This window comes from Bradyrhizobium sp. Crot121 (genome assembly GCF_059512385.1).
On sequence record NZ_JCAMOR010000003.1, the window covers coordinates 23,618 to 48,257 of the forward strand.

A 24,640-nucleotide genomic window follows, 5' to 3' on the forward strand; every position below is an offset into this window, starting at 1 on the left:
CGCTCGCATACGAGTCCTGCCAAGCGATGCCATCAAGTGAGGGAACAAACGTGCCCACCGGATTTGTTCAGACCTATCGCGCTTTCGCCTACAACAACGCGTGGGCCAATTATCGGCTGCTCACGGCCTGCAAAAATCTCAGCCAGGAGGATTTTGCGGCCGAGCGGACGGGTTTCTTTCCCAGCCTGCAGCGGACCTTGAACCACGTCTACGTCCTCGATCTGTTGTACGTTGACGCGCTCGAAGGCGGATGGCTCGGACCGCGGGCCTGGGAAAACGAAGTGCCATGTCGAACCGTTGCGGAGCTGAAGCGCGCTCAAGCGATCGTCGACAAGCGCTTGATTGCGATCTGTGACGGCCTGACGCCCGAGCTGCTCAACGAGATCGTGCGGGTCAATCGCGACACGTCCGTACAGACCGAACAGTGTGACCGCCTCCTCATGCATCTCTTCCAGCACCAGATCCACCATCGCGGCCAGGCGCACGCGATGCTGTCTGGAACGGCGATCAAGCCACCTCAGCTCGACGAGTTCTTTTCAGCCGGAGAAGCCCCCCTCAGGGCCGCCGAGTTTGCGAGCCTTGGTTGGACCGAGGATACCGTGTGGCGATCGTGATCGTCGGCTCCGGCCGCCCGATACATTCCGCGCCTGCGTGATCCTGACGCACCCCGGAATGACAAGGGCGTGGGAAAGCCGTGAGGGACATTGGGAGCCGGGCGGAGATCATGTAGGATAGCGAGGTGTTCGCCGGCGGCAATGGCGCCGCCTCCGCAAGGGACCGCTTGATGACCGGGCACCTCATCGTATCAGACGAAGCCGCAACGCGCGTGATCACGATGCGTCGGCCCGAGAAGAAGAACGCGATCACCGAGGAGATGTATCGCGCGATGAGCGATGCGATCGACACCGCGCAGAACAATCCGAATATCCGTTGCCTCATCATCACCGGCGGCTCCGGCGTGTTCACCGGGGGCCACGATGTCGAGGATTTCCTGAAGCAGGCCACTGCCAATCCCGACGCGGTGCGCACCGCCGCCGCGGTCAAGTTCCTCTACTCGCTGGCGCACAACGTGAAGCCGATCATCGCCGCCGTCGACGGAGTCGCGATCGGCATCGGCACCACCATGCTGTTCCACTGCGACTACGTGCTCGCCAGCAGCACGGCGACCTTCTCGACGCCGTTCATCCATCTGGGGCTGGTGCCCGAGGGCGCCTCGAGCCTGTTGATGCCGCGCACGATGGGACACCAGCGCGCCTTCGAGATGCTGGTGATGGGCCGCACCATGGACGCCCACGACGCCCGAATCGCCGGCTTCGTCAACGCGGTAGTGGCTCCGGGCCATACCGAAACGGAAGCGCGGAAAGTGGCGCGCGAGATCTGCGCGCTGCCGGCCGACGCGGTCGCAATCGCCCGCAAACTGATCAAACTCCCGCCGGAGGACATGACCCGGCGCATCGACCAGGAGGCTCATCTGTTCAGCGAGCGGATGCGCTCCAAGGAAGCAGTCTCTGCCTTCAAGGCATTCTTTGCGCGCAAGCAAAATTGAACCGGAACGTCGCAAAATCGTTGCCGCGCCTCTCCATATTCACCCCATGAGAACCCATCACATCCTTGCAGCGCTGGCGCTGATGGCTGGATTTGCCCTCGCACCTTGCCAGGCCCAAACCGCCTCGCCCGTCGATCTGCGCATCCTCGCGATCAACGATTTCCACGGCTATTTGCGGCCGCCGCCGGGCGGCATCCGGATCAGCGATCCCGACGACAAAGCGAAGAAGATCGTCGTGCCCGCCGGCGGCGCCGAGCACATGGCGACGTTGGTGCGGCAGCTCCGCGAGGGACACAAGAACACGATCTTCATCGCCGCCGGCGACCTGATCGGCGCGAGCCCGTTTTTGTCGGCGATGTTCCATGACGAGCCGACCATCGAGTCGCTGTCGATGATGGGGCTCGAGGTCGCCTCCGTCGGCAACCACGAATTCGACGAGGGCATGGACGAACTGCGGCGGATGCAGAACGGCGGCTGCCATCCGACCGAGAAGTGCCGCGGTCCTCATCCCTTCCCCGGCGCCAAATTCCACTATCTCGCCGCGAGCACCTTCGAGAAGGCCTCCGGCAAGACCGTGTTTCCGCCCTACGAGATCAGGCAATTCGAGGGCATCCCGGTCGCGTTCATCGGGCTGACGCTGAGGGGCACGCCGAACATCATCTCGCCGGCGAGCGCCGCCGGCCTCGAATTCCGCGATGAAGCCGAGACGGTGAATGCGCTCGTTCCGGAACTGAAGGCGCGCGGCGTCGAGGCGATCGTGGTCCTGATCCATGAAGGCGGCCTGCCGACCGGCGACTACAACGAATGCCCCTCCATCTCCGGCCCGATCGTCGACATCGTGAAGAGGTTTGATCGCGCGGTCGACGTCGTGATCTCCGGCCACACCCACCAGGCCTATGTCTGCGACATCGACGGCCGGCTCGTCACTTCCGGCGACAAATACGGCACGCTCGTCACCGCGATCGATCTCAAACTCGATCCCAAGACCCGCGACGTGATCAGCGCCAAGGCCGAGAACACCATCGTCCGCAGCCAGACGCTGGCCAAGGACGCGAGCCAGACCGCGCTGATCGAGGCCTATGACCGGCTGGCCGCACCGATTGCCAACCGTCCGGCAGGCTCGGTCACGGAAACGCTGTCGCGCGTGCCGAACCAGGCAGGCGAAAGCGCGCTCGGTGACATCATTGCTGACGCCCAGCTCGCCGCGACGACGGCGCCGGAAAAAGGCGGCGCCGTGATCGCCTTCACCAATCCGGGCGGCGTCCGCACCGATATTGCGCGGAGAGAGGACGGCGCCGTCACCTATGCCGACCTCTTCTCGAGCCAGCCGTTCCGCAACCAGCTCATCACGCTGACGCTCACCGGCAAGCAGATCAAGGACACGCTCGAGCAACAATGGCTTGACCCGAAGCGTCCGCGGATCCTGCAGGTGTCGAAGGGGTTCGCTTACGCCTGGGATGCGAACAAGAGTGACGGCGAGCGCATCATCGCCGAGAAGATGACGCTGAACGGCGTCCCGATCGACCCCGCCGCGACCTATCGGGTGACGGTCAACAATTTCCTGTCGCTCGGCGGCGATGGCTTCACGGTCCTGAAAGAAGGTCAGGCGCCGCTGACCGGCCCCTATGATGTCGATGCGCTCCAGGCCTATTTCCAGGCGAACAGCCCGGTTGGGCCCGCGCCCGGCAACCGGATCCAGCGGATCAACTGACCCACAGGCCCGTAGCCCGGGTGGAGCGAAGCGCAACCCGGGATCTTCGATCAGCACACGGCAAATCGCACGGGTTTCCCGGGTTGCGCTGCGCTCCACCCGGGCTACGAAAGCCACAGAGGGCTTTCGCGGTGGGCGCCAAGCGCCTAAATAGAGGCTTACTCGCAAGAACGCGCAGCGAATGCGCTGGAAACCTGCATGACCCTTCTTCTGACGCATTCCGCCTGCCTCGACCACCTGACACCATCAGGCCACCCCGAACGCCCCGACCGGTTGCGTGCGGTCGCCGAGGTGCTCGGTGAAGAGCGGTTCGCACCGCTCGCACGCGGTGAAGCGCCGGAAGGCGGCCTCGATTCCGTCATGCTCTGCCATGGCGAGCTTTATGTCGGCGAGCTCCGCCACATCGCTCCGACCTCCGGCCTGGTTTACATCGATGGCGACACCTCGATGTCGCCGGGCACCTGGGAAGCGGTGATGCGCGGCGTCGGCGGCGCCGTTGCGGCTACCGATGCGGTGATGTCGGGCGAGCATCCGAATGCTTTCGTCGCGGTTCGGCCGCCCGGCCACCACGCCGAAGCCAGCCGTCCCATGGGCTTCTGCTTCTTCGACAATGCCGCGATTGCCGCGCGCCACGCCCAGCGCAAGTTCGGCATCGGCCGCGTCGCCGTGGTTGATTTCGATGTTCATCATGGCAACGGCACCCAGGATATCTTCTGGGCCGATCCGACCGTGATGTATTGCTCGACGCACCAGATGCCGCTGTTTCCGGGCACCGGCGGTCGCGGCGAGCGGGGCGAGCACGACACCATCGTCAACGCACCGCTCGCGCCCGAAGATGGCGGTGCGCAATTCCGCTCGGCGTTCGACAATTTGATCCTGCCGCAATTGGAAAAATTCGGCCCCGAGCTCGTCATCATCTCCGCCGGCTTCGATGCGCATTACCGCGATCCGCTCGCCTCGCTCAACCTGAGGGCCGACGACTTCGGCTGGGTGACGCACAAGCTTCTGGATCTCGCCGATCGGCACGCCGGCGGACGGGTGGTTTCCGTGCTCGAAGGCGGCTATGATCTGCAGGGATTGAAAGAGTCGGTGGCCGCGCATGTCACCGCATTGATGGGCGTGTAAATCGGCGCCACATTACTTCCGCAGAGAATTGCTTTGATTCTGCACTGGGAACGGCGCAGCCGAAAAACGCGAATGGGAACGCGAGTAAATGGCAGAAAACACCACTCAAGTCGAAAACAACAAGGTCGACGTCAAGAAGCTCTCCTTCGAACGTGCGATGGAGGAACTTGAATCGATCGTCAAACGGCTTGAGGACGGCAAGGTGCCACTTGAGGAATCGGTCGCGATTTATGAACGCGGCGAGGCGCTGAAGCGCCGCTGCGAGGAACTGCTGCGGCAGGCCGAAGCGCGCGTCGACAAGATCACGACCGACGCCAGCGGCCAAGCCACGGCAACCGAGCCGCTCGACGTGCAATAGAGCATGATCCGAGAAACGGATCGATGCCGTCTGATCGGATCATGATCTAACCGCGACGTGGCGTCGCAACCGTGCAGCAGGTTCAGGCGAATCTGCCGGTCTTCCCCAGAGTCGGCCGAAATAGCTCTTGGCGCATCGCGCTGGCTGCTATAGTCCCGATCTCATCTGGGGACAGTAAGTGCGCGTTCGGCACCGCCATATCATTTATATCCAGGGATACGATCCGCGCGGCCTTGCGCAATACTACCGCATGTTCAGGACCGAACTGCGGAAATTCAGCCGTCTCTACCAGTTATCGGCCACCATGAGCCGGCCGAAGGTTGCCGACGACGACGAGATCGCGTCCTGGACCATCGAGACCAAGGCGGCCGACTGGCAGACCCGCACGTCCTACGATTTCCTGCGGTTCGAGGATTTCATCCAGCGCGACCTCGCCGCGCCGATCTGGCGTACCGTGTTTCATGCCCTCTGGATCTATTGGGGGCTGGTCTTCACCGGCACGATCGCCCGGTTCACGCGGGCGAACTGGCGTTTCACGGCGTTCATCACCTATCCGCACGTCGTGCTGCTGCTGGAAGCGTTGTGCGCTGCGGCAGTCGCGTTCGTGTTCGAAAAGGGGCTTAGTGCGATCCGCGTCCCCGATCTCTTCAGTGTTGCCGCGGCAACCGCGATCTTCGTGGCCGTGCTCGGCACCATGCTGAAATACACTGAGAACAACACTTACGTGCTCTATCTCCTGTCGGACACGATCTGGACCTGGGAGTTCTCGCATCGACGGCGTCCGGAGTGGGACGAGCGCATCGACCGTTTTGCACGGCACCTCGTCAACATCGCGCGCAGCAGCGATGCCGACGAGATCGTGCTGGTCGGCCACAGCTCGGGATCGTTCTTAGGGACCGAGATCCTGGCGCGGGCGCTGAGGCTCGACCCGTCATTGGGCCGCCACGGCCCTCGCGTGGTGCTGTTCACCATTGGCGGCAATCTTCCGATTGTCGGCTTTCACAAGGTATCGCAGGATTTTCGCGACCATTTGCGGCAATTGGCCCTGGAACCCTCGATTGAATGGATCGACTGCCAGGCCCGCAAGGACGTGATGAACTTCTACCAGTTCGATCCGATCTCGAGCCACGGCATCGAACTCGGCGAGACCAGGCGCAATCCGACCATTGTGCCGGTCCGCTTCCGCGACATCGTGAAGCCGGAGCACTATAATACCTTCCGCTGGCAGTTCTTCCGGGTGCATTTTCAGTTCGTGATGGCCAATCAACGCCCGCATCCTTACGATTTTTTCATGATCGTGTGCGGTCCGGTGCCGCTGAAGGAGCGGATGGCGTTTCCGGAGGCTGCCCTGGAGGTTGCGACCGGCAATCCGGCTGCCCGCGAGCAGGCCTGGCGCCAGATCGAGATGTGCGGCGCGGAGGCAACGCCTGGCGGGAATTTGCTTGCGCGGGAACCTTCCGCCCGCCGGCACGGTTAAAAACCCTAGACTTTTCAATTCCCCCGCTTGGGCTCCCCCGGGAACCCAGCCGCTGGGCGGCTTGGCTTTGCCGTCGGCTTTGGTGTAAAGCTTGCCGTTCTATGGCTGTTTGGGGGCAGCTTGCCGCAGATTTGGCGGCAGCGGATACCTCTTAAAGGGCTGAAAAAAATGACCGGGACGGGTGCAGTTACCAGCGTGATGCATATCACGTGGTTCGATCCGGAGTGCATCTAGGCTTTCAAATCAGGCGCCGGCCTGCCAAGGCGGCAACTGGCGTCTGGACTCTCACGGCGCAATCGATGCGCCCCCATCTCCGGTCGGGCCGCTGGCCCTGACCTCAAGAACTGGAATATCGCTGTGACCACATACAGTAAGACGCCGCTTCTCGACACAATCCGCACGCCCGACGACCTGCGCCGGCTCAAGGTGGAGCAGGTACGGCAGGTCGCCGATGAGCTTCGGCAGGAAACCATCGACGCGGTTTCCGTGACGGGCGGCCACTTCGGCGCCGGGCTCGGCGTGGTCGAGCTGACCACCGCGATCCACTATGTCTTCGACACCCCGCGCGACCGGCTGATCTGGGACGTGGGCCACCAGGCCTATCCGCACAAGATCCTGACCGGCCGGCGCGACCGCATCCGCACGCTCCGGACCGGCGGCGGCCTGTCCGGATTCACCAAGCGCAGCGAGAGCGACTACGATCCGTTCGGCGCCGCCCATTCCTCGACCTCGATCTCCGCGGGGCTCGGCATGGCGGTGGCGCGCGATCTCTCCGGCGGCACCAACAACGTGATCGCCGTGATCGGCGACGGCGCGATGTCGGCAGGCATGGCCTATGAGGCGATGAACAATGCCGGCGCCATGAATTCGCGCCTGATCGTGATCCTGAATGACAACGACATGTCGATCGCCCCGCCGGTCGGTGCGATGAGCGCCTATCTGTCGCGGCTCTATTCGGGCAAGACCTACCGCTCGCTGCGCGAGGCGGCAAAGCAGATCAACAAGCATCTGCCGAAGGTGCTGGCCAACCGCGCCAACCGCGTCGAAGAATATTCCCGCGGCTTCATGATGGACGGTGGCACGCTGTTCGAGGAACTCGGCTTCTATTATGTCGGTCCGATCGACGGCCATAACCTCGACCACCTGCTGCCGGTCCTGAAGAACGTCCGCGACATGGATACCGGCCCGATCCTGGTCCACGTCGTGACGCAGAAGGGTAAGGGCTACGGCCCGGCAGAAGCCTCCGCCGACAAGTATCATGCCGTGGTCAAGTTCGACGTCGCCACCGGCACCCAGACCAAGGCCAAGCCGAATGCGCCGGCCTACCAGAACGTGTTCGGTCAGAGCCTCGTCAAGGAAGCCCAGAAGGACGACAAGATCGTTGGCATCACCGCCGCGATGCCGTCCGGCACCGGCATCGACATCTTCAACAAGGCGTTCCCGAACCGCACGTTTGACGTCGGCATCGCCGAGCAGCATGCCGTGACCTTCGCGGCCGGCCTTGCCGCCGAGGGCTACAAGCCGTTCTGCGCGATCTACTCGACCTTCCTGCAGCGCGGCTATGACCAGGTGGTCCATGACGTCGCGATCCAGAGCCTGCCGGTCCGCTTCGCGATCGACCGCGCCGGCCTGGTCGGCGCCGACGGCGCCACCCATGCCGGCTCGTTCGACAACGCCTATCTCGGCTGCCTGCCGAACTTCGTCATCATGGCGGCCTCTGACGAAGCGGAGCTCGTGCACATGGTCGCAACGCAGGTGGCGATCAACGACCGCCCGAGCGCGGTGCGCTATCCGCGCGGCGAAGGCCGCGGCGTCGAGATGCCCGAAGTCGGCATCCCCCTTGAGATCGGCAAGGGCCGCATCATCCGCCAAGGCAAGAAGGTCGCCCTGCTCTCCTTCGGCACCCGCCTCGCCGAATGCGAGAAGGCCGCCGACGAGCTGGCGGCGCATGGCCTCTCCGCCACGATCGCAGATGCGCGCTTCATGAAGCCGCTCGACGAAGAGATGATCCTGAAGCTCGCGCGCGACCACGAAATCCTGATCGCCATCGAGGAAGGCTCGATCGGCGGTTTCGGCTCGCATGTGATGCAGCTCCTCGCCGAGCACGGCATGCTCGACGGCGGTCTGCGCATGCGTTCGATGGTGCTGCCCGACGTGTTCCTCGATCACGACACGCCGGCGGCGATGTATGCGCAGGCAGGCCTCGACGCCAAGAGCATCGTCGCCAAGGTGTTCGAGACCCTCGGCAAGGATTTCAAGACCGAGACCGTCAAGCTCGCCTGACCTCAGGCTTGCCTGCGGATTCCGCGATGAAGATCTATCTGGCAGGTCCCGACGTGTTCCTGCCGGATGCAATCGAGATCGGACGGCGCAAGGCCGAGCTTTGCGCGCGTCACGGCTTAAGTGGCCTCTATCCGCTCGACAACGCGGTCGATCTGTCGGCGCTAGACGCTTCCCTCATCATCTTCAAGGGCAACGAGGCGATGATGGAGGCAGCCGATGCCGTCATCGCCAATTTGACGGCGTTTCGTGGCCCCAGTGCCGACGCAGGCACCGTCTATGAGCTCGGCTACATGGCGGGGCGCGGCAAATTGTGCTTGGGCTATTCGAACGACCCCGCGTCATATGCAACTCGCGTTGCGCGCCTATATGAAGTGACGACGTTGCCCGACGGCCGCCTTGCCGATGGACACGGCCTCACTGTGGAAGAGTTTGGCTTGCCCGACAATCTGATGATGATGCACGCCCTCGACCTGCACGGCTGCCCGCTCGTGACGCCGAAGGCTGCACCTGCGGATATCTGGCACGACCTCGCCTGCTTCGAGGCCTGCGTCCGCCTTGCCGCAGACCACGGGCGAAAGACGGGTCGAAGCCGATGAAGAAAAGCGAAAGCGCGCATGCCCCGCGCAAGCGCGCGGATGTGCTGCTGGTTGAGCGCGGCCTGTTCGAGAGCCGGGCGCGGGCGCGCGCCGCGATCGAAGCCGGGCTCGTGATCGCCGATGGCAAACAGGTCGGTAAACCCTCCGATATGCTTGCGCCTGACGCGACGCTGTCGGCGGAACCCGCGCACCCCTATGTCTCGCGCGGCGGCGTGAAGCTGGCCGGCGCACTGGAACAATATCCTGTAGACATCGAAGGTCACGTCTGCCTCGACGTCGGCGCCTCGACCGGCGGCTTCACCGAGGTGCTGCTCGCCAATGGCGCCAGCCTGGTGTTTGCCATCGACGTCGGGCACGGCCAATTGCATCCTTCGCTGCAGGGCCATCCCAGGGTCGTGTCGATGGAAGAGACCGATATCCGCTCGTTCGAGGGCAAGCGCCTGCCGGCGCGGCCGGACGTCGTCGTCATCGACGTCAGCTTCATCTCGCTGAAGTTGGTGTTGCCGGTCGCGCTGTCGCTCGCGGCAGCGCCGATGCACCTGCTCGCGCTGATCAAGCCGCAATTCGAGGCGCAGCGAAAGCATTTGAAGCATGGCATCATCCGCAACGCGATGGTGCATCAGGAAATCTGCGACGACATCGCGGCCTTTGCCGCTGCCCAGGGCTGCACCGATATCCAGGTCTTTCCGTCCCCGATCACCGGCGGCGACGGCAACATCGAATTCTTCCTCGGCGCGCGCCGTGGCTGAACGGCTGATGATCGACCATGTCGGCCATCGCGGCGACGGCGTCGCGATGGAGAACGGCCAGACGATCTATGTGCCTTATGCGCTCGCCGGCGAGACGATCGAGGCGGCTAGCGTTCCCGGCCATCCCGACCGGCGCCGGCTGCTTCAGGTCGAGCGTGCCAGTCCCGAACGCATCGCGCCGTTCTGCCCGCATTTCGGCGTCTGCGGCGGCTGCGCGATCCAGCATTGGGATCATGAAAGCTACCAGGCCTGGAAGCGCGAGCTCGTCGTCGAGGCGCTGGCGCAGGCCAAGGTTGCGGCCGAGGTCGCCCCGCTGATCGACGCCCACGGCCTCGGGCGCCGCCGCATCACGCTTCACGCGCGGATGGGCACGCATGAGGTGCTCAAGGTCGGCTTCGCCGCAGCAAGTTCCCACGACATCATCCCCGTCGATCGTTGTCCGATCCTCGATCCGGGTCTCAGCGGCGCGCTCGACGCCGCGTGGGCGATCGCCGAGCCGTTGATAGCGATGGGCAAGCCGCTCGACATCCAGGTGACTGCAACCCTCAATGGCCTCGACGTCGACGTCCGCGGCTCGGGCGCCCTGCCCTCGGCGATGATTGCGGCCCTGTCGCGCATCGCCGAACAGCATCGCCTGGCGCGGCTGACGCGGCATGGCGAGTTGGTACTGGTGCGCGCGCCTCCCGCGGTGATGATCGGGACGGCCCAGGTGATCCTGCCGCCGGGCTCGTTCCTGCAAGCGACCATCGCCGGCGAAGAGACGCTGGCGCGGCTCGTCAGCGATCACTGCCAGCGCGCCAAGCACGTCGCCGATCTCTTCTGCGGCGTCGGCCCGTTCGCCCTGCGCCTCGCCATGAAATCGCGGGTCGCCGCCTTCGATAGCGACGCCGGCGCTGTCACGAGCCTGCAGAAGGCCGCGACCTCGACGGCGGGCTTGAAGCCGGTCAAAGCCGAGCCACGCGACCTGTTCCGCCGCCCGCTGGTGCCGCAGGAATTGCGCGACTACGACGCAGTCGTGTTCGATCCGCCACGCCAGGGCGCGCAGGCGCAGGCAACCCAGCTTGCCGCAAGCAAGGTGCCCACCGTCGTGGCGGTGTCCTGCAACGCAGCGACCTTCGCCCGCGATGCCAAGATCCTGATCGACGGTGGCTACAGGATCGAAGGCGTCACACCTGTCGACCAGTTCCGCCACACACCGCACGTCGAGCTGGTGGCGCGATTTACGCGCAAGCGCTGACCGCCGTAGCCAAATAGCATCACGCTTGGCGGTGCCAGTTGATGTGCCCTCGCCCCTTGTGGGAGAGGGCTGCTCAGTCGCCAGCAGCGAACTCACTAGGGTGAGGGGTTCTCTCCACGAGCACAGGAGTCCGTGGAGAGAACCCCTCATCCGTCGCGGACTTCGTCCGCGCCACCTTCTCCCACAAGGGGAGAAGGGAAGGATGCCGCGGCGTCTTCGAGCGCGTAGTAAGACGACAGGCTTTGACCTTGATCAACGGCTCCGGCTCCCGCTTGCGCTAACTGCTTCCGTGCAAAACTTGGTTGGAAGCGGTCGATGCTCATCGATAGACGACAGATGTTCGGAACCGCGCTTGGGCTTGGCGCGGCGGCGATCATAGGCTTGTCGTCGCAGGCAGGAGCAGCAGCAATGACGTATGAGGAGGCGGCCGGCATCGTCAGAGCGCCGTTGCGGTCCACGCCGCGAAACCGAGAACTGGTGCGCTTTGCCAGCCTCGCGGCCAACAGCCACAACACTCAGCCCTGGACCTTCACCGCGAGCGCCGACAGGATCGTCATCACGCCGGACTACACGCGCAGATGTCCCGCGGTCGATCCGGACGACCACCATCTCTTCGTCAGTCTGGGATGTGCCGCGGAAAACCTCGTGCTGGCAGCGTCGATGCTCGGGCTGAAGGCGAATGCGGTTGTCGAGGGCGACCGGATCGTGATTGATCTGGAAGCAGCCCGCTCCTTGAGCTCGCCGCTCGCCGAGGCGATCGCGGTTCGCCAGAGCACCCGCACGATCTATGACGGCAAGCCCGCTTCACCCGAGACGCTGCGCTTGCTGGAGAGCGCATGTCGGGAGCCTGGCGTCTCGGCCATCATGATAAGCGACCGGGCCGGGATCCTGGACGTCGCCGACTACGTTGTTCAGGCTAACTCGGCACAGATGCGCGACAAGGCGTTCATCGACGAACTGCGACGCTGGCTGCGCTTCAGCGAAGCCGACGCCATGGCGAAGATGGACGGATTGTTCTCGCGCTGCTCTGGAAATCCCGCGCTGCCCGCCTGGATTGCCCGGCCGCTTCTCAGCTTCTTCCTCACCGAAGAGGCAGAGAACAAGAAGTATCGCGAGCAGATCGCAAGCTCGGCGGGTGTCGTCGTCCTTGCATCTGATGCCGGCGACAAGGCCCACTGGATCGCAGTCGGCCGCGCCTGCCAGCGTTTCGGACTGCAGGCGACCGCGCTTGGACTGAAATATGCGTTCGTCAACCAACCGGTCGAGGTGCCCGCGATCCGCTCGCAATTCGCCTCGTTCCTGGATCTTGGCGGTCGGCGCCCGGACATCATCATGCGCTTCGGCACAGGGCCCGCTCTGCCGAACTCGCTGCGCCGGGCACCGGAACAGGTGATGCGCGAGGTGTCGTAGCGGACGCCTGCCGGTTTGGAGGTGCCGGTTGATGTGCCCTCGCCCCTTGTGGGAGAGGGCTCCTCCACTGCTGGCGACGAAATCGCTTGGGTGAGGGGTTGCCTCCACGAGGACGGTCGCTCGTGGAGAGAACCCCTCGGCGCGCATTGCATGCGCGCCACCTTCTCCCACAAGGGGAGAAGGAAAGGACGCTACCTTCCCCACCTGTCCTGCCAGATCTTTTCCCCGATCATGCAGCTCACGCGCGGCTCCTTTTCGGCCACCGGCACGATCTTGCGCTCCGGCGTGTGGCCCGCGACCTCCATCAGGAGCTTGGTGCGGATCGCTTCCTTGAACTTCTCGCGCTCCTTGATCGTCACCACGAAGGAGCCTGGACCGCCGATCACGCAGTCCTCGTAATACTGATCGAGATTGTCGATATCCATGGTGGAATAAGACGGCTCCTTCACCATGATCGGCAGGCCGTTGATGACGATGCCCTTCTCCAGCGCCGCGTCGCGCGCGGTCGAGACCGGTGCGCCGTTATTGTTGGGACCGTCGCCGGAAATGTCGATCACACGCCTGAGGCCGCGATAGGGATCTTCGTCGAACAGCGGCACCGCAAAATTGATCGCACCCGAGATCGAGGTCCGCGACGCCCGGCGGATCGGCGTCTTCATGATCTCGGCGGCAACAGCGTCGGCCGTTTCCGGGCCGTCGATCAGCCGCCAGGGAATGATGATCTTCTGATCAGAGGAAGCGGCCCATTCGAAATAGGTCACCGAGATCTTGCCGTTCGGACCGGCCTTGAGTGCCTGCAGGAACTCCTTCGATACGATTGCCTGCGCGTAGCCCTCGCGCTGGATCGCGAGTTCGTCCATGTCCATGGAATAGGAGACGTCGACGGCAAGTATCAGTTCGACATCGACGGTGGGGTTCGCGTCCTTCTCCACCACCTGGCGGGTGCCCTGGTTGCCCGGCCCCGGCGCGGCGATGCCGGCCCCGTCGCCGCCGACGAGCCAGCCGGCGACAAGCACAACCCCGATCGAGACATACCAGCGCATGAGCTGCCCTCCCGTCGAACGTCAACAATGGTGACACGCAAACTGCGCGGCGCAAAGGGCGAACATCATTTGTCCTTCACATTCAGGTTAGCCTTCCGTCCAGCTCTGCTAGTCTCGCCTTGTACTCGCCGCGATTTTGGCGAGGTTTTGTCGCTTGCCCGCGATTATCCCGCTCCTGCAAGGAGCCCGTGCAAAAACCCCCGGTTCCGGGATCGCCGGGAAGGCGATATTATTTCGGGTTCGCAGAGCAGCAGGAAGTGCCGCACCATGAGCGACACCGTCACCACCCCCAAAACCAAGGTCAAGACCAAGGTAGAACGGCCGCGCCTGCACAAGGTCATCCTGATCAACGACGATTACACGCCGCGCGAATTCGTCGTCACCGTGCTGAAGGCGGAATTCCGCATGACCGAGGACCAAGCCTATAAGGTGATGCTCACCGCACACCAGCGCGGCGTCTGCGTGGTTGCGGTCTTCACCAAGGACGTCGCCGAGACAAAGGCGACCCGCGCCACCGACGCCGGCCGCGCCAAGGGCTATCCGCTGCTGTTTACGACCGAGCCAGAGGAATAGGCCGCGACGATACCCGAAAGGTTCTGGTAACCGGATTTCCTGCCAATTTTAGCTGCCGGTGCGACCGACGGTTCAGTTTTTGCCGGCATGATCGCGTTCATGACGGCCGCATTCCGCAAGCAACGGCAGGCCTCCCTTCCGGACATCTCGTTCGGGCCGTATCGATTTGTTATTCTCGCGCTGCCATGGCTGATACTGGCCGCGGCGATGCGGGTCATTGCCTTCGGCGGCGGCGGAGTTGCTCTGCCTGCAATCATCATCGCCAACCTTGCCGTCATTCACGCCGTTCTCGTAGCAGCTCAACGCTGCATCGAGATGACCGGTGGCCAAAGCAGCCTCGGCGAGCTTGGGATCGCGGAGCAATTCAAATTGTCGCTCGCGATCGCGTGTCGGATCGCGCTGTTGATGATCGCGGCAGCAGCCGCGCTTGCGGCGGCCGGCTACGGATCCCTGGCGCCCCATATGCTGGCGGGAATCGACGGCATGGCCTTCGATCAGTTCACCGTCATAGGAAAATTCTGGAGCGCCGCAGTCGGCGCCGTGACACTTCTGATGGTTGTCGGTGCCGAGCAAAACGGCGGTCGGGTGGCATTCTTCGAAGCCGCTGGCGAGCTTGCAAGGCGGTGGTTCTGGCTGGGGGCCGCCGTGATAGCTCTTGGGGTGGTCAATCTAGGTCTGAGCTTTGGCCAGGGCTTGGTCCGCAGTGCGATTGTGGTTTTCTGGCAGACCTCCACGTCCAGTCAGTTCGTCAAGAATCTCGTCTATTTCGTATTCATCTTCAGCTTCGCAATGCTGCAGTTGTGGGTGACACTGTTGATCCTGACCTACGGCCTGAAGCAGTCCTATGTCCACGACTAGGGGTCGCCGCGGAATTCAGCTCGCAGACGCCTCGCCCATCAGGCCATAGACGCGCTGGGCCTTTGAAAAACCTGCGATCGGAAATTCGCCGAGATCATCCCAGCCGCCGCGGCAGATGCCGGCAAAGCCTTCGGAGGCCACGACCGTGCGGCCAAGTCGGCCGGCGATCTTCTCCAGTCGCGCGGCAAGATTCACCGCTCGGCCAATGCAGGTGAAGTCGAGCCGGTTGCCGCCGCCGATATTGCCATAGAGAATTGTTCCGACGTGCAGCGCAACGCCGAAACGGAAACGCTCGACGACGTCGCCGACCGGATACCGCAGCGCCTCGACGCTGGCCCGCATGTCCTGCGCGGCTTCCAACACGCGCGAACAGACCTGTTGCGCATCCCCGACATACTCATCGATCGGAAAAACCGCGAGCAGTCCATCGCCCATGTATTTCAGCACCTCGCCATCATGGGCACGGATCGAGGCGACCTGGCAGTCGAAATAGCGGTTGAGCATGTCGACGACGGTTTCGGCCGGAAGTCGATCCGATAGTGCGGTGAAGCCACGCAAGTCCGACAGCCAGATCGCCGCGTGCATGGTCTCGCCGTGCCCGCGCCGGATCTGACCATCGAGGATGCGCGTGCCCGCGCGATTGCCGACATAAGTGTCGAGCAAGGTCGCAGCGACGCGGCGAAGGCCGATCACCTCGATGAGACGCGTCAACGCCGGCAGCACCGATCGCAGTGCGGCGAGCTGCTCGTCGGTGAAACCGCCCGCCTGCTTGGTGGTCCAACTGGAGGCATGCGTGAAGCCATCGATGAAGCGTAGCGGTATGGCCACATAGTCGGTCACGCCTTCCGCGCGCATGTCGTCGAGGAAGGGAAATCGCCGGCTTTCGGGATCGTCGGTGCGGCACCGCACCTCCCTGACCTCGCCAAAAACGATCGCAAGCGGGCTTGCGATGAACTCCGGCGTTTGCTTGATGTCGTAGTCAACCGAGCCGACGACGACAGGCTCGCCGGGCTTCCAGATGAAATTGCGCCCATAGATTTCTGGGTGCAGCGTCCGGATGAAGAATCCGACCCGCCACAGCGGGATGCCGGCCGCAACCAGGCGCCCGCACAGTTCGGAGACCATGTCGGTGACAACAGGGGTCGACCTTGCGCCGTCGATCAGCCAGTCCGCGATCCCCCTGATGTCGATCTGCATCACGGCCTCTGTGCTGTCAGATTCTATCCAACCTGTCCCCGGTGCCGCAGGAAATGATCGGCGAGCACGCAGGCCATCATCGCCTCGCCCACCGGCACGGCGCGGATGCCGACGCAGGGGTCGTGGCGCCCCTTGGTCATGATATCGGTCTCGGCGCCGCTGCGGTCCACGGTCAGCCGCGGCGACAGGATCGAGGAGGTCGGCTTCACGGCGAAGCGCACCACCACCGGCTGGCCGGTGGAGATGCCGCCGAGGATGCCGCCGGCATTGTTGGACAGGAAACGCACGCCGTTATTGCCGGTGCGCATCTCGTCGGCGTTCTCCTCGCCCGACAATTCGGCCGCGCCGAACCCGGCGCCGATCTCGACGCCCTTCACCGCATTGATGGTCATCATCGCAGCCGCCAACTCGCTATCGAGCTTGGCGTAGATCGGCGCGCCGAGCCCGGGCGGCACGCCCTCGGCCACGACCTCGATCACCGCGCCGATCGAGGAGCCCTTCTTCCTGATGCCATCGAGATAATCTTCGAAGAACGCCGCCTTGTCCTGGTCCGGGCAGAAGAACGGATTGCGGCCAATCTCGTCCCAATCCCACTTATCGCGATCGATCTTGTGCGGGCCCATCTGCACCAGCGCGCCGCGGATCTTGATGTCCGGCAGGATTTTTCGCGCAATCGCGCCGGCGGCAACCCGGGTCGCGGTCTCACGCGCCGAGGAGCGGCCGCCACCGCGGTAATCGCGCAGGCCGTATTTGGCCTCATAGGTGAAGTCGGCATGGCCGGGGCGGAACTTGTCCTTGATCTCGGAATAGTCCTTCGAGCGCTGGTCGGTGTTCTCGATCAGGAGGCCGATCGGCGTGCCCGTCGTCACCTGCACGCCGGTCTCCGGATGCGCCATCACGCCGGACAGGATCTTCACCGCATCCGGTTCCTGGCGCTGGGTGGTGAAGCGGGACTGGCCCGGCCGGCGTCGGTCGAGATCGTGCTGGATCTCCTCGACCGTCAGCGGGATCAGCGGCGGACAGCCATCGACCACGCAGCCGATCGCCACCCCATGGCTCTCGCCGAAGGTCGTGACGCGGAACAAATGGCCGAAGGTGTTGTGAGACATCCGGTGATCGCCGCCTTGTGCGTTGTAATGCAATGTTGACTGTCAGCATGTCGTAACGCGCGCAGTCGACAGCGTCAAACTTCGGTCGTCATGCCCGGGCTTGTCCCGGGCATCCACGCGCTTCGTTCCGCGCCGCCAAGACGTGGATGGCCGGGACAAGCCCGGCCATGACGGCGGAGCGCGGTTCTTAACTATACTTCACCAGCCCGCCATCGCGAAACACATAGACGGCGCCCTGCTCGATGTAGAGGTCCGCGGCGCTATCAGGGGTTTCGATGCCGAGCGACACCATCAGGGCGCGGCAGGTGCCGCCATGGGCCACGGTGACGGTGTCGCCCAGGAGCGAGTCGTACCAGTCGCGCACCCGCAGCTGCACCGCGGCGTAGGTCTCGCCGCCCTCCGGCGCCATCGTCCATTTCGCGGTCTGGCGCTTGGCGTAGAGCTCGGGATCGGCGAGTTGCATCTGCGCCAGCGTCGAGCCTTCCCAGACGCCGTAGCCGATCTCGCGCAACCGGTCGTCGAGCGAATAGTCGCCAGGCGGCAATTCCAGCGCGCGACGCGCCAGCTCCATAGTCTGGCGCGCCCGTCCGAGCGGGCTCGAGACGTAGGGCAGCGTTGCCCTGTCATATCCGTCGCGCGTGAGAAGGTCGGCTAGCACATGGCCGGCATGGGACGCTTGGGCGCGCCCACGATCGTTCAGCGGAATATCCAGGGTGCCCTGCAGCCGGCCTTCCGCGTTCCATGCCGTCTCGCCATGGCGGATGTAGTAGATTGTTGGCATTGCTATCGATGCAGCAGCTATTCCTTGGCGAGCGAAATGTCGGGCGCATCGGGACGCTTCATGCCGACAATGTGATAGCCGGAATCGACGTGATGCACCTCGCCGGTGACACCGCGGGAAAGATCGGACAACAGATAAAGCGCGCTGTCGCCGACCTCCTCGATCGTGACCGTGCGCCGCATTGGAGCGTTGTACTCGTTCCACTTCAGAATGTAGCGGAAATCGCCGATGCCGGAGGCCGCGAGCGTCTTGATCGGACCTGCCGAGATCGCGTTGACGCGGATGTTCTTCTCGCCAAGATCGGCGGCCAGATAGCGCACGCTCGCTTCCAGCGCCGCTTTCGCGACCCCCATCACGTTGTAATGCGGCATCCACTTCTCGGCGCCATAATAGGTCAGCGTGATGATCGAGCCGCCGTCGGTCATCAGCTTCTCGGCCCGCTGCGCGATCGCGGTCAGCGAGTAGCAGCTGATCAGCATCGACTTGGAAAAATTCTCCGCTGTGGTCTCGATGTAGCGGCCGTCGAGCTGGTCCTTGTCGGAGAAGGCGATCGCATGCACGACGAAGTCGATCTTGCCCCACTTCTCCCTGATGACGTCGAACGCCGCGTCGATGGTCGCAGCGTCGGTGACGTCGCAATGGCCGAGCAGGAGCGCGTTCAATTCCTTCGCCAAGGGCTCGACCCGCTTCTTCAGGGCATCGCCCTGCCAGGTGAGCGCGATCTCGGCGCCGGCATCGTGGCAGGCTTTGGCGATCCCCCAGGCGATCGAGCGGTTATTGGCGACGCCAAGGATCACGCCGCGCTTGCCCTGCATCAGACCCGATTTCTGTGCCATCCGCTGTCCATTCTCGCGTTGCATTTGGTATTCGCAGGTACACCAGCGCTCCACCGCGGTACAGTCCAAATCCGCCTCCTGTTAACGCTGATTTGGCCCCGTCGCGATCGACGGAATAGCCACGTCATTCGGGTGTTATGTTAGGCAAGGCGTCCGAGCTGAAGCAGGATGAAGATCCGGTGTCATGACCGCGTTCCGGCAGAGTGTTGAAGCCATGATCCCGGCGCTGCGCCGTTACGCGCGGGCGCTGGCGCGCGATGCCGATATCGCCGACGATTTGGTGCAGGACACCTTGGTGCGGGCGCTGCGTTCCGAGCGGCTGTTCCTCGGCGGCGACGTGCGGAGCTGGCTCTATACGATCCTGACCAACCTCAACAAGAACCGCCGCCGCTCGCTGGCGCGGCGGCCGCAATTCATGCCGCTGCTGGACAACAATCCGGACGCCAGCGGCACCGAGGCCGAAGGCCGCGACATTGCGCGCGCGCTGGCGACGCTGGTGGAAGAGCAGCGCGCGGCGCTGCTTCTGGTGATGCTGGAAGGATTGAGTTACCGCGAAGTCGCCGACATCCAGGGCGTGCCGATCGGCACCGTGATGTCCCGGCTTGCGCGCGCTCGCGCCCACGTTAAAGCCTTCCTCGAAGGCGAACGGGCGACGACGCTGAGGCGGGTGAAATGATGGCAGGCGTTGTGCATAGCCATGACATCAGGTTGAGGCGATTTGGATTGTTGAGAATTAGACAGAGACGACTGCGATGACCAACCCCAGGATTCCCGTCACCGAGGACGAGCTGCACGCCTATGTCGACAACGAATTGCCGGCGGAGCGCCGCGGCGACGTCGCGGCGTGGCTGGCAGCGCACCCCGATGACGCCGAACGGGTGCGGTCGTGGCTCGCCATGGCCGACGTGCTGCACGCGCGCTACGATTCGGTCGCAGACGAGGCGGTGCCGAAGCGGCTCGAGATCGAGCAATTGGTGCGCCAGCCGCGCAAGTTGGTCTATGGCGCCATTGCGGCGGCGCTGGTGGCATTCATCGCCGGCGGCGGCGTCGGCTGGATCGCGCATGGCGCGGCGGCCAAGCCCTCGCCGCTGCAGAGCTTCACGCTCGATGCGATGGACGCGCACCGGCTCTATGTGGTCGAGGTCCGCCATCCGGTCGAGGTGCCCGGCGATGAGCGCGCCCATCTGCAGGCCTGGCTGACCAAGCGCTGCGGCTGGGACGTGCGCGCGCCGGAGCTGTCGGCGGCGGGATTGAAGCTGGTTGGCGGCCGGCTGCTGCCTGGCCCGACCGGGCGGCCGGCTTCTTTCCTGATGTATGAAAGCGCCTCCGGCGAGCGCTTCACGGTCTACGCCTCCAAGGCGCAGGCGGAGACCACGCAAATGCGGTACGCCACGCACGGCAATGAGGGCGCGCTGTTCTGGGCCGACCGCGGCGTCGGCTACGTCGTCTCAGGCGGCAGCGATCGCAACCGCCTGACCCAGATCGCGCAAGCCGTCTACGACCAGATGGAAAAGACCGGCGGTTGAGTCGGCACGATCATCCCCGGCCACCGCTGAGAAAAAAGGGCCACCTGCGACAGCAAGCGGCCCAAGTCTAGGGAGGAAACGCCCAAGGAGGGCTACGACAGCGCGAGGCGCCGTCGCACGAGGTTATGTAGTTCGCGCACAGCGATTCGAAAGACCGGGCAATACCGGGTTTTGCGAAAACGCCCGCATTTCGCGGACGTTCGTGACGCAATGGCCACACTTGCCCGATGTCCCAATTCCGTCATCGAAAATCTGGAATAAGGACATCGGCGCGTCTCAGAATCGCACCGGATGTGCCCGCGTTATCGCGCAGCGCTCGATCCGCCGATCAGCGCTCGCGGCCTCGATTGGGGTTTGGTATTGCGCTGGTCCCCCTCTCGAGGCCGCACCCTCAGCCAAGATCGCTGCGGGGATTGTAAGGATGCTGGTCGCGCCACTTCTGCATCAATGCTTCCAGCTCAGCATCGTTCCCATCAGGCAGGATGATGCGAGTGGTGACGTAGAGGTCGCCCGCGCCGCCCGACTTCGGCAGTCCCTTGCCCTTCAGCCGAAACGTCCGCCCGCTCGAGGTGTTCTTGGGGATCGACAATTCGACCGCGCCGCCAAGCGTCGGCACGCGGACCTTGCCGCCCAGCACCGCCTCGTACAGCGTGATCGGCAGCTCGACCCTGAGATCGTTGCCGTCGACCTTGAAGAAGGAATGCGGCGCGATCGTCACTGTGATCAGGAGATCGCCCGGACGATGGCCGGGCGCCGTCTCGCCCTGCCCCTTCAGCCGGATCTGCTGGCCGGAGCTGACGCCGGCAGGAATCTTGACATTGAGTTCCTTGCCGGTCGGCAGGCGGACGCGCTTCTCGGCGCCGTTCACCGCCTCCTCCAGCGACACCGTCATGGCGACGCTCTGGTCGAGGTCGAGCCCGACGCCGCCGGTATCGAATTCAAACTGGGTGCCGCCGCCCCTGCGCGCACGCGCACCGGCGCCGAACATGCTGTTGAGGATGTCCTCGAAGCCGCCTGCACCGCCGCCTTCCATGCCGCCGCCAGAGCCGCTGCGGAACGTATAGGTTTCGAACCCGCCCGGACCGGCACGGCCGCGCGCATCGCCGCCGCCAAAGCCTCCGCCGGGGAAGCCCTGGAAACGCGGCTTGCCCTCGGCGTCGATCTCGCCGCGGTCAAACTGCTTGCGCTTCTCCTCGTCGCCAACGATCTCGTTGGCCGAGTTGATCTCGGCGAAACGCTCGGCAGCCTTCGGATCGTTCTTGTTGCTGTCGGGATGATGCTTCTTGGCGAGCTTGCGATAGGCGCTTTTGATCGCGGCAGCGCTGGCGCCCCGCGGCACCCCCAAGACCTCATAGGGGTCGCGCATCCGTCACGTCTCCTTCACGGAAAATCAGACCTGAAATTTTCGGGCTTGTCGCCCCACTTTGGTGTCACTTGGGGACGCCGTGGCATTTTTGCAACTGCTTTGGCGTTCAGGATTTCCAAGGTTTCAGGCTATGGATCTCCCACCTCCCGCGTCCGGCCTTGCAGCCGGCACCCTGCAGCCAGCTCTCGGTCCGGCCGTTGACATAGCTTGCCAGGAAATCCCGGCAAGTCCGACCGTCCTCGGCGGCGTAAGCCTGCGACAACGGCGTCACCGAGCCGCGCGCACCGGTCTCGGGATTTTCCCAGGCCTGGCTGGAATCCTTGTCGCCCTTGGTCAGCACGTCGGAGGCGGCGTTGCGGGCAAAGGCAAGGTCGCTGTCGGTCGGCGCCGATGACCTTACGTGGGGCGCGCCGAGCGACCCCGTCAAGTCCCTGTCGTCCAGCCGGGCAAAACTGTCGCCGCGCGACAGGGCGCAGCCGCCCGCCCCTAGGCCGATTAGAACCAATGTCATCACCGTCCCCGCCGGTCGGATCGCCGATAGGCCAACGCGTCCCCATGCCCTATATAAGGACGTCCTATATAGGGCGAGTAACGCGCGCTCTGAGGCCGACGGACGCAACGCTGGACTCCTGACATGACAGACACGACCTCCATCAAACACCCTACACCGTTAACATCGGGTGATTTTACCGCTGCGGAAGAACCATTTGCGCTGTTCGCCGAATGGTTTGCCGAAGCAACCAAGTCCGAGCCGAACGATCCCAACGCGATGGCGCTCGCAACCGTCGATCCCGACGGGCTGCCGGACGTGCGGATGGTGCTGATGAAAGGCTATGACGCTGATGGCTTCGTGTTCTACAGCCACGTCGCCAGCGCCAAAGGCCGCGAACTCGCCGCAAATCCTAAGGCCGCTTTACTATTCCACTGGAAATCCTTGCGCCGGCAGGTGCGCATCCGCGGCAACGTGTCGCCGGTGAGCGACGCCGAGGCCGACGACTATTTCGCGACGCGCCCGAAGCAGGCGCAGCTTGGCGCCTGGGCCAGCAAGCAGTCGCAGCCGTTGGAGAGCCGTTTCGCCTTCGAGCAGGCGATCGCGAAGGTCGCCGCGAAATATGTGATCGGCGAGGTGCCGCGCCCTCAGGGGTGGAGCGGCTGGCGCATCAGCCCTGTCAGCATCGAGTTCTGGCACGACCGCCCCTACCGCCTGCACGACCGCATCGAATTCCGGCGCGAGGGCCCAGGCCAAGCCTGGACCAAAGTAAGGCTTTATCCGTAAGACTCAGACCGTCATGGCCGGGCTTGTCCCGGCCGTCCACGTCTCAGTTTCGAGCCAGTCCGAACACGTGGATGCCCGGCACGAGGCCGGCATGACGAAGAACGAGAGAACCGTCCAATGCCGAACCATTCCAACGCGCCGCGACGCACGCTGCTCCTGACCGGCGCCAGCCGCGGCATCGGCCATGCTACCGCGATCCGGTTTTCCTCGGCCGGCTGGCGCGTCATCACCTGCTCGCGGCACGCCTTTCCGGAAGTTTGCCCCTGGGGCGCCGGACCCGAGGATCACATCGAGGTCGATTTCGGCGACCATGACGACACCGTGCGCGCAATCTCGGAAATCCGCAGACGGCTGGAGAACGACGAGCTGCACGCGCTCGTCAACAATGCGGCGATCTCGCCCAAGGGGCCGGGCGGCACGCGGCTCGGTACCATGGACACCGATATCGACACCTGGCTGCATGTCTTCCGCGTCAACTTCTTCGCGCCGATCATGCTGGCGCGCGGGCTGATCAACGAATTGAAGACCGCCAAGGGTGCGGTGGTGAACGTCACTTCGATCGCGGGCTCCCGCGTGCATCCGTTCGCGGGCGCGGCCTATGCCACCTCGAAAGCGGCGCTCGCGGCGCTGACGCGCGAGATGGCGTCCGATTTCGGCCGCGTCGGCGTCCGCGTCAACTCGATCGCGCCGGGCGAGATCGACACCTCGATCCTGTCGCCGGGCACCGAGAAGATCGTCGAGCAGCAGATCCCGATGCATCGCCTGGGCACTCCAGACGAAGTTGCCAAGATCATCTACGTCCTGTGCACGGAAACCAGTTCCTACGTGAACGGCGCCGAGATCCACATCAATGGTGGCCAGCACGTGTAGGACAGATTGCTGAGTTGACGGCTCTCTCCAGAGACACTGTCGCCCGTGGAGACAACCCCTCATCCGGCGCTTCGCGCCACCTTCTCCCACAAGGGGAGAAGGGAAGAACGCCTTGCCGACGCCAGTTGATGTGCCCTCGCCCCTTGTGGGAGAGGGCAGCTCCGCCATCACCACAGGCTCATTCGGGTGAGGGGTTCTCTCCACGTATACCGTCGCCTGTTCGCGGGCGAGCGACCACGGCTGCGATTTCCAATTTATCGGATCGTGCGTAACAAACGAGGAGCACGAAGCAATCCAGACCGTTTCCGCCGTCGACCTCTGGATTGCTTTGCTTGCACTCGTTAAGCGGCCGTCCTGGCCGTCAATCCGCGTAGAACTTCCGCGGCTTCTCAACCACTCGCTGCGCGCTGGTGTTGTAGGCGCTCGAGCACTCGTCTTCGTTTTCGCCATCGAGCAGGGCTGCGCCGCAGTGACGGCAGGTGCGCGGCGATATCGCCTGCATCCTTCCAACCATGCGGTCCTGCTGATAGCGCGCGAAGTCGATGATGTTACGCCGTGGCGTTATGATCTTCTCAACCATTGCTGTCCCTCCGGCTTGAGGCGGGGGTTATCGCAGCAAAGTTTCGCTCAAACGTTCAGTGCAACACTCAAATTTTAGCGGAGGATTCGCGGAGGAATTGCGGCAGCCTTATTGCCGCGATCGCGACTGCAAT

25 protein-coding genes are annotated in these 24,640 nt (G+C 63.9%); 17 read left to right on the forward strand and 8 right to left on the reverse strand.

Annotated features, from left to right (window positions below; translation table 11 throughout):
* The first annotated feature begins 50 nt into the window (after positions 1-50).
* The 11 genes from AC5ZGW_RS04250 to AC5ZGW_RS04300 all read left to right on the forward strand — a co-directional run bounded on the left by AC5ZGW_RS04250 (position 51) and on the right by AC5ZGW_RS04300 (position 12,492).
* Positions 51-614 carry a DinB family protein gene (locus AC5ZGW_RS04250; protein ID WP_130227745.1) on the forward strand — a complete coding sequence of 188 codons (564 nt, stop codon included), beginning with the start codon at positions 51-53 and terminating at the stop codon, positions 612-614.
* 170 nt (positions 615-784) lie between these two features.
* Positions 785-1,546, forward strand: a complete 762-nt coding sequence (locus AC5ZGW_RS04255; RefSeq protein ID WP_130227744.1) for an enoyl-CoA hydratase-related protein — start codon at positions 785-787, stop codon at positions 1,544-1,546.
* Positions 1,547-1,592: 46 nt separating this feature from the next.
* A complete protein-coding gene (locus AC5ZGW_RS04260) occupies positions 1,593-3,257 on the forward strand; it encodes a bifunctional metallophosphatase/5'-nucleotidase (protein WP_130227726.1) in 1,665 nt (554 codons plus the stop codon).
* Positions 3,258-3,455: 198 nt separating this feature from the next.
* Positions 3,456-4,382, forward strand: a complete 927-nt coding sequence (locus AC5ZGW_RS04265; RefSeq protein ID WP_130227725.1) for a histone deacetylase family protein — start codon at positions 3,456-3,458, stop codon at positions 4,380-4,382.
* Between the two features lie 88 nt (positions 4,383-4,470).
* Positions 4,471-4,740, forward strand: a complete 270-nt coding sequence (locus AC5ZGW_RS04270; RefSeq protein WP_130227724.1) for an exodeoxyribonuclease VII small subunit — start codon at positions 4,471-4,473, stop codon at positions 4,738-4,740.
* Between the two features lie 178 nt (positions 4,741-4,918).
* On the forward strand, positions 4,919-6,217 hold the full coding sequence (locus tag AC5ZGW_RS04275; protein ID WP_130227723.1) for an SGNH/GDSL hydrolase family protein: 1,299 nt from the start codon (positions 4,919-4,921) through the stop codon (positions 6,215-6,217).
* A 357-nt stretch (positions 6,218-6,574) separates the two neighbouring features.
* Positions 6,575-8,500, forward strand: a complete 1,926-nt coding sequence (dxs, locus tag AC5ZGW_RS04280; RefSeq protein ID WP_130227722.1) for a 1-deoxy-D-xylulose-5-phosphate synthase — start codon at positions 6,575-6,577, stop codon at positions 8,498-8,500.
* A gap of 26 nt (positions 8,501-8,526) precedes the next feature.
* Positions 8,527-9,096 (forward strand): nucleoside 2-deoxyribosyltransferase, encoded by a 570-nt coding sequence (locus AC5ZGW_RS04285; protein WP_130227721.1) that lies wholly within the window; start codon positions 8,527-8,529, stop codon positions 9,094-9,096.
* Positions 9,093-9,845 carry a TlyA family RNA methyltransferase gene (locus tag AC5ZGW_RS04290; RefSeq protein ID WP_130227720.1) on the forward strand — a complete coding sequence of 251 codons (753 nt, stop codon included), beginning with the start codon at positions 9,093-9,095 and terminating at the stop codon, positions 9,843-9,845. Before AC5ZGW_RS04285 ends, AC5ZGW_RS04290 begins: the two co-directional genes overlap by 4 nt.
* Positions 9,838-11,082: a class I SAM-dependent RNA methyltransferase gene (locus AC5ZGW_RS04295; RefSeq protein ID WP_130227719.1), complete on the forward strand. Its 1,245-nt coding sequence runs from the start codon at positions 9,838-9,840 to the stop codon at positions 11,080-11,082. The genes AC5ZGW_RS04290 and AC5ZGW_RS04295 overlap by 8 nt, the downstream gene beginning before the upstream one ends.
* A 315-nt stretch (positions 11,083-11,397) precedes the next feature.
* A complete protein-coding gene (locus AC5ZGW_RS04300; protein ID WP_130227357.1) occupies positions 11,398-12,492 on the forward strand; it encodes an Acg family FMN-binding oxidoreductase in 1,095 nt (364 codons plus the stop codon).
* A 191-nt stretch (positions 12,493-12,683) separates the two neighbouring features.
* On the opposite strand, the gene AC5ZGW_RS04305 is transcribed toward AC5ZGW_RS04300, so the two are convergent.
* Complete coding sequence (locus tag AC5ZGW_RS04305; RefSeq protein WP_130227358.1) at positions 12,684-13,535, reverse strand: DUF1194 domain-containing protein; 852 nt, start codon at positions 13,533-13,535, stop codon at positions 12,684-12,686.
* 267 nt (positions 13,536-13,802) lie between these two features.
* Between AC5ZGW_RS04305 and clpS the strand changes: the two genes are divergently transcribed.
* Both clpS and AC5ZGW_RS04315 read left to right on the forward strand, forming a co-directional pair.
* Positions 13,803-14,108, forward strand: coding sequence for an ATP-dependent Clp protease adapter ClpS (gene clpS / locus AC5ZGW_RS04310; RefSeq protein WP_028168298.1), 306 nt, complete (start codon positions 13,803-13,805; stop codon positions 14,106-14,108).
* A 99-nt stretch (positions 14,109-14,207) separates the two neighbouring features.
* Positions 14,208-14,966, forward strand: a complete 759-nt coding sequence (locus AC5ZGW_RS04315) for a hypothetical protein (RefSeq protein ID WP_207231064.1) — start codon at positions 14,208-14,210, stop codon at positions 14,964-14,966.
* Between the two features lie 15 nt (positions 14,967-14,981).
* Here the strand turns inward: AC5ZGW_RS04315 and AC5ZGW_RS04320 are convergent, their stop codons facing one another.
* The 4 genes from AC5ZGW_RS04320 to fabI form a co-directional block, all read right to left on the reverse strand.
* A complete protein-coding gene (locus AC5ZGW_RS04320; RefSeq protein ID WP_496113868.1) occupies positions 14,982-16,163 on the reverse strand; it encodes an adenylate/guanylate cyclase domain-containing protein in 1,182 nt (393 codons plus the stop codon).
* Positions 16,164-16,186: 23 nt separating this feature from the next.
* The gene (gene aroC, locus AC5ZGW_RS04325; protein WP_130227360.1) at positions 16,187-17,272 is read right to left on the reverse strand and encodes a chorismate synthase; all 1,086 of its coding nucleotides are present in this window, start codon (positions 17,270-17,272) and stop codon (positions 16,187-16,189) included.
* Positions 17,273-17,459: 187 nt separating this feature from the next.
* The gene (locus AC5ZGW_RS04330) at positions 17,460-18,059 is read right to left on the reverse strand and encodes a histidine phosphatase family protein (protein WP_130227384.1); all 600 of its coding nucleotides are present in this window, start codon (positions 18,057-18,059) and stop codon (positions 17,460-17,462) included.
* 11 nt (positions 18,060-18,070) lie between these two features.
* Positions 18,071-18,889, reverse strand: coding sequence for an enoyl-ACP reductase FabI (gene fabI / locus AC5ZGW_RS04335; protein WP_130227361.1), 819 nt, complete (start codon positions 18,887-18,889; stop codon positions 18,071-18,073).
* Positions 18,890-19,073: 184 nt separating this feature from the next.
* Between fabI and AC5ZGW_RS04340 the strand changes: the two genes are divergently transcribed.
* Positions 19,074-19,565 (forward strand): sigma-70 family RNA polymerase sigma factor, encoded by a 492-nt coding sequence (locus AC5ZGW_RS04340; RefSeq protein WP_028168292.1) that lies wholly within the window; start codon positions 19,074-19,076, stop codon positions 19,563-19,565.
* Between the two features lie 76 nt (positions 19,566-19,641).
* Positions 19,642-20,415: an anti-sigma factor family protein gene (locus AC5ZGW_RS04345; RefSeq protein WP_130227362.1), complete on the forward strand. Its 774-nt coding sequence runs from the start codon at positions 19,642-19,644 to the stop codon at positions 20,413-20,415.
* 391 nt (positions 20,416-20,806) lie between these two features.
* Here AC5ZGW_RS04345 and AC5ZGW_RS04350 read toward each other — a convergent pair whose 3' ends face one another.
* Positions 20,807-21,781, reverse strand: coding sequence for a DnaJ C-terminal domain-containing protein (locus tag AC5ZGW_RS04350; protein ID WP_028168290.1), 975 nt, complete (start codon positions 21,779-21,781; stop codon positions 20,807-20,809).
* Between the two features lie 106 nt (positions 21,782-21,887).
* Positions 21,888-22,292, reverse strand: a complete 405-nt coding sequence (locus AC5ZGW_RS04355) for an RT0821/Lpp0805 family surface protein (protein ID WP_130227363.1) — start codon at positions 22,290-22,292, stop codon at positions 21,888-21,890.
* Positions 22,293-22,415: 123 nt separating this feature from the next.
* Here AC5ZGW_RS04355 and pdxH point away from each other — a divergent pair, with 123 nt between their 5' ends.
* Both pdxH and AC5ZGW_RS04365 read left to right on the forward strand, forming a co-directional pair.
* Positions 22,416-23,057 carry a pyridoxamine 5'-phosphate oxidase gene (gene pdxH / locus AC5ZGW_RS04360; RefSeq protein ID WP_130227364.1) on the forward strand — a complete coding sequence of 214 codons (642 nt, stop codon included), beginning with the start codon at positions 22,416-22,418 and terminating at the stop codon, positions 23,055-23,057.
* A 117-nt stretch (positions 23,058-23,174) separates the two neighbouring features.
* Complete coding sequence (locus AC5ZGW_RS04365; protein ID WP_028168287.1) at positions 23,175-23,927, forward strand: SDR family NAD(P)-dependent oxidoreductase; 753 nt, start codon at positions 23,175-23,177, stop codon at positions 23,925-23,927.
* 361 nt (positions 23,928-24,288) lie between these two features.
* On the opposite strand, the gene AC5ZGW_RS04370 is transcribed toward AC5ZGW_RS04365, so the two are convergent.
* Positions 24,289-24,507, reverse strand: coding sequence for a hypothetical protein (locus AC5ZGW_RS04370; RefSeq protein ID WP_130227365.1), 219 nt, complete (start codon positions 24,505-24,507; stop codon positions 24,289-24,291).
* Between the last annotated feature and the right edge of the window lie 133 nt (positions 24,508-24,640).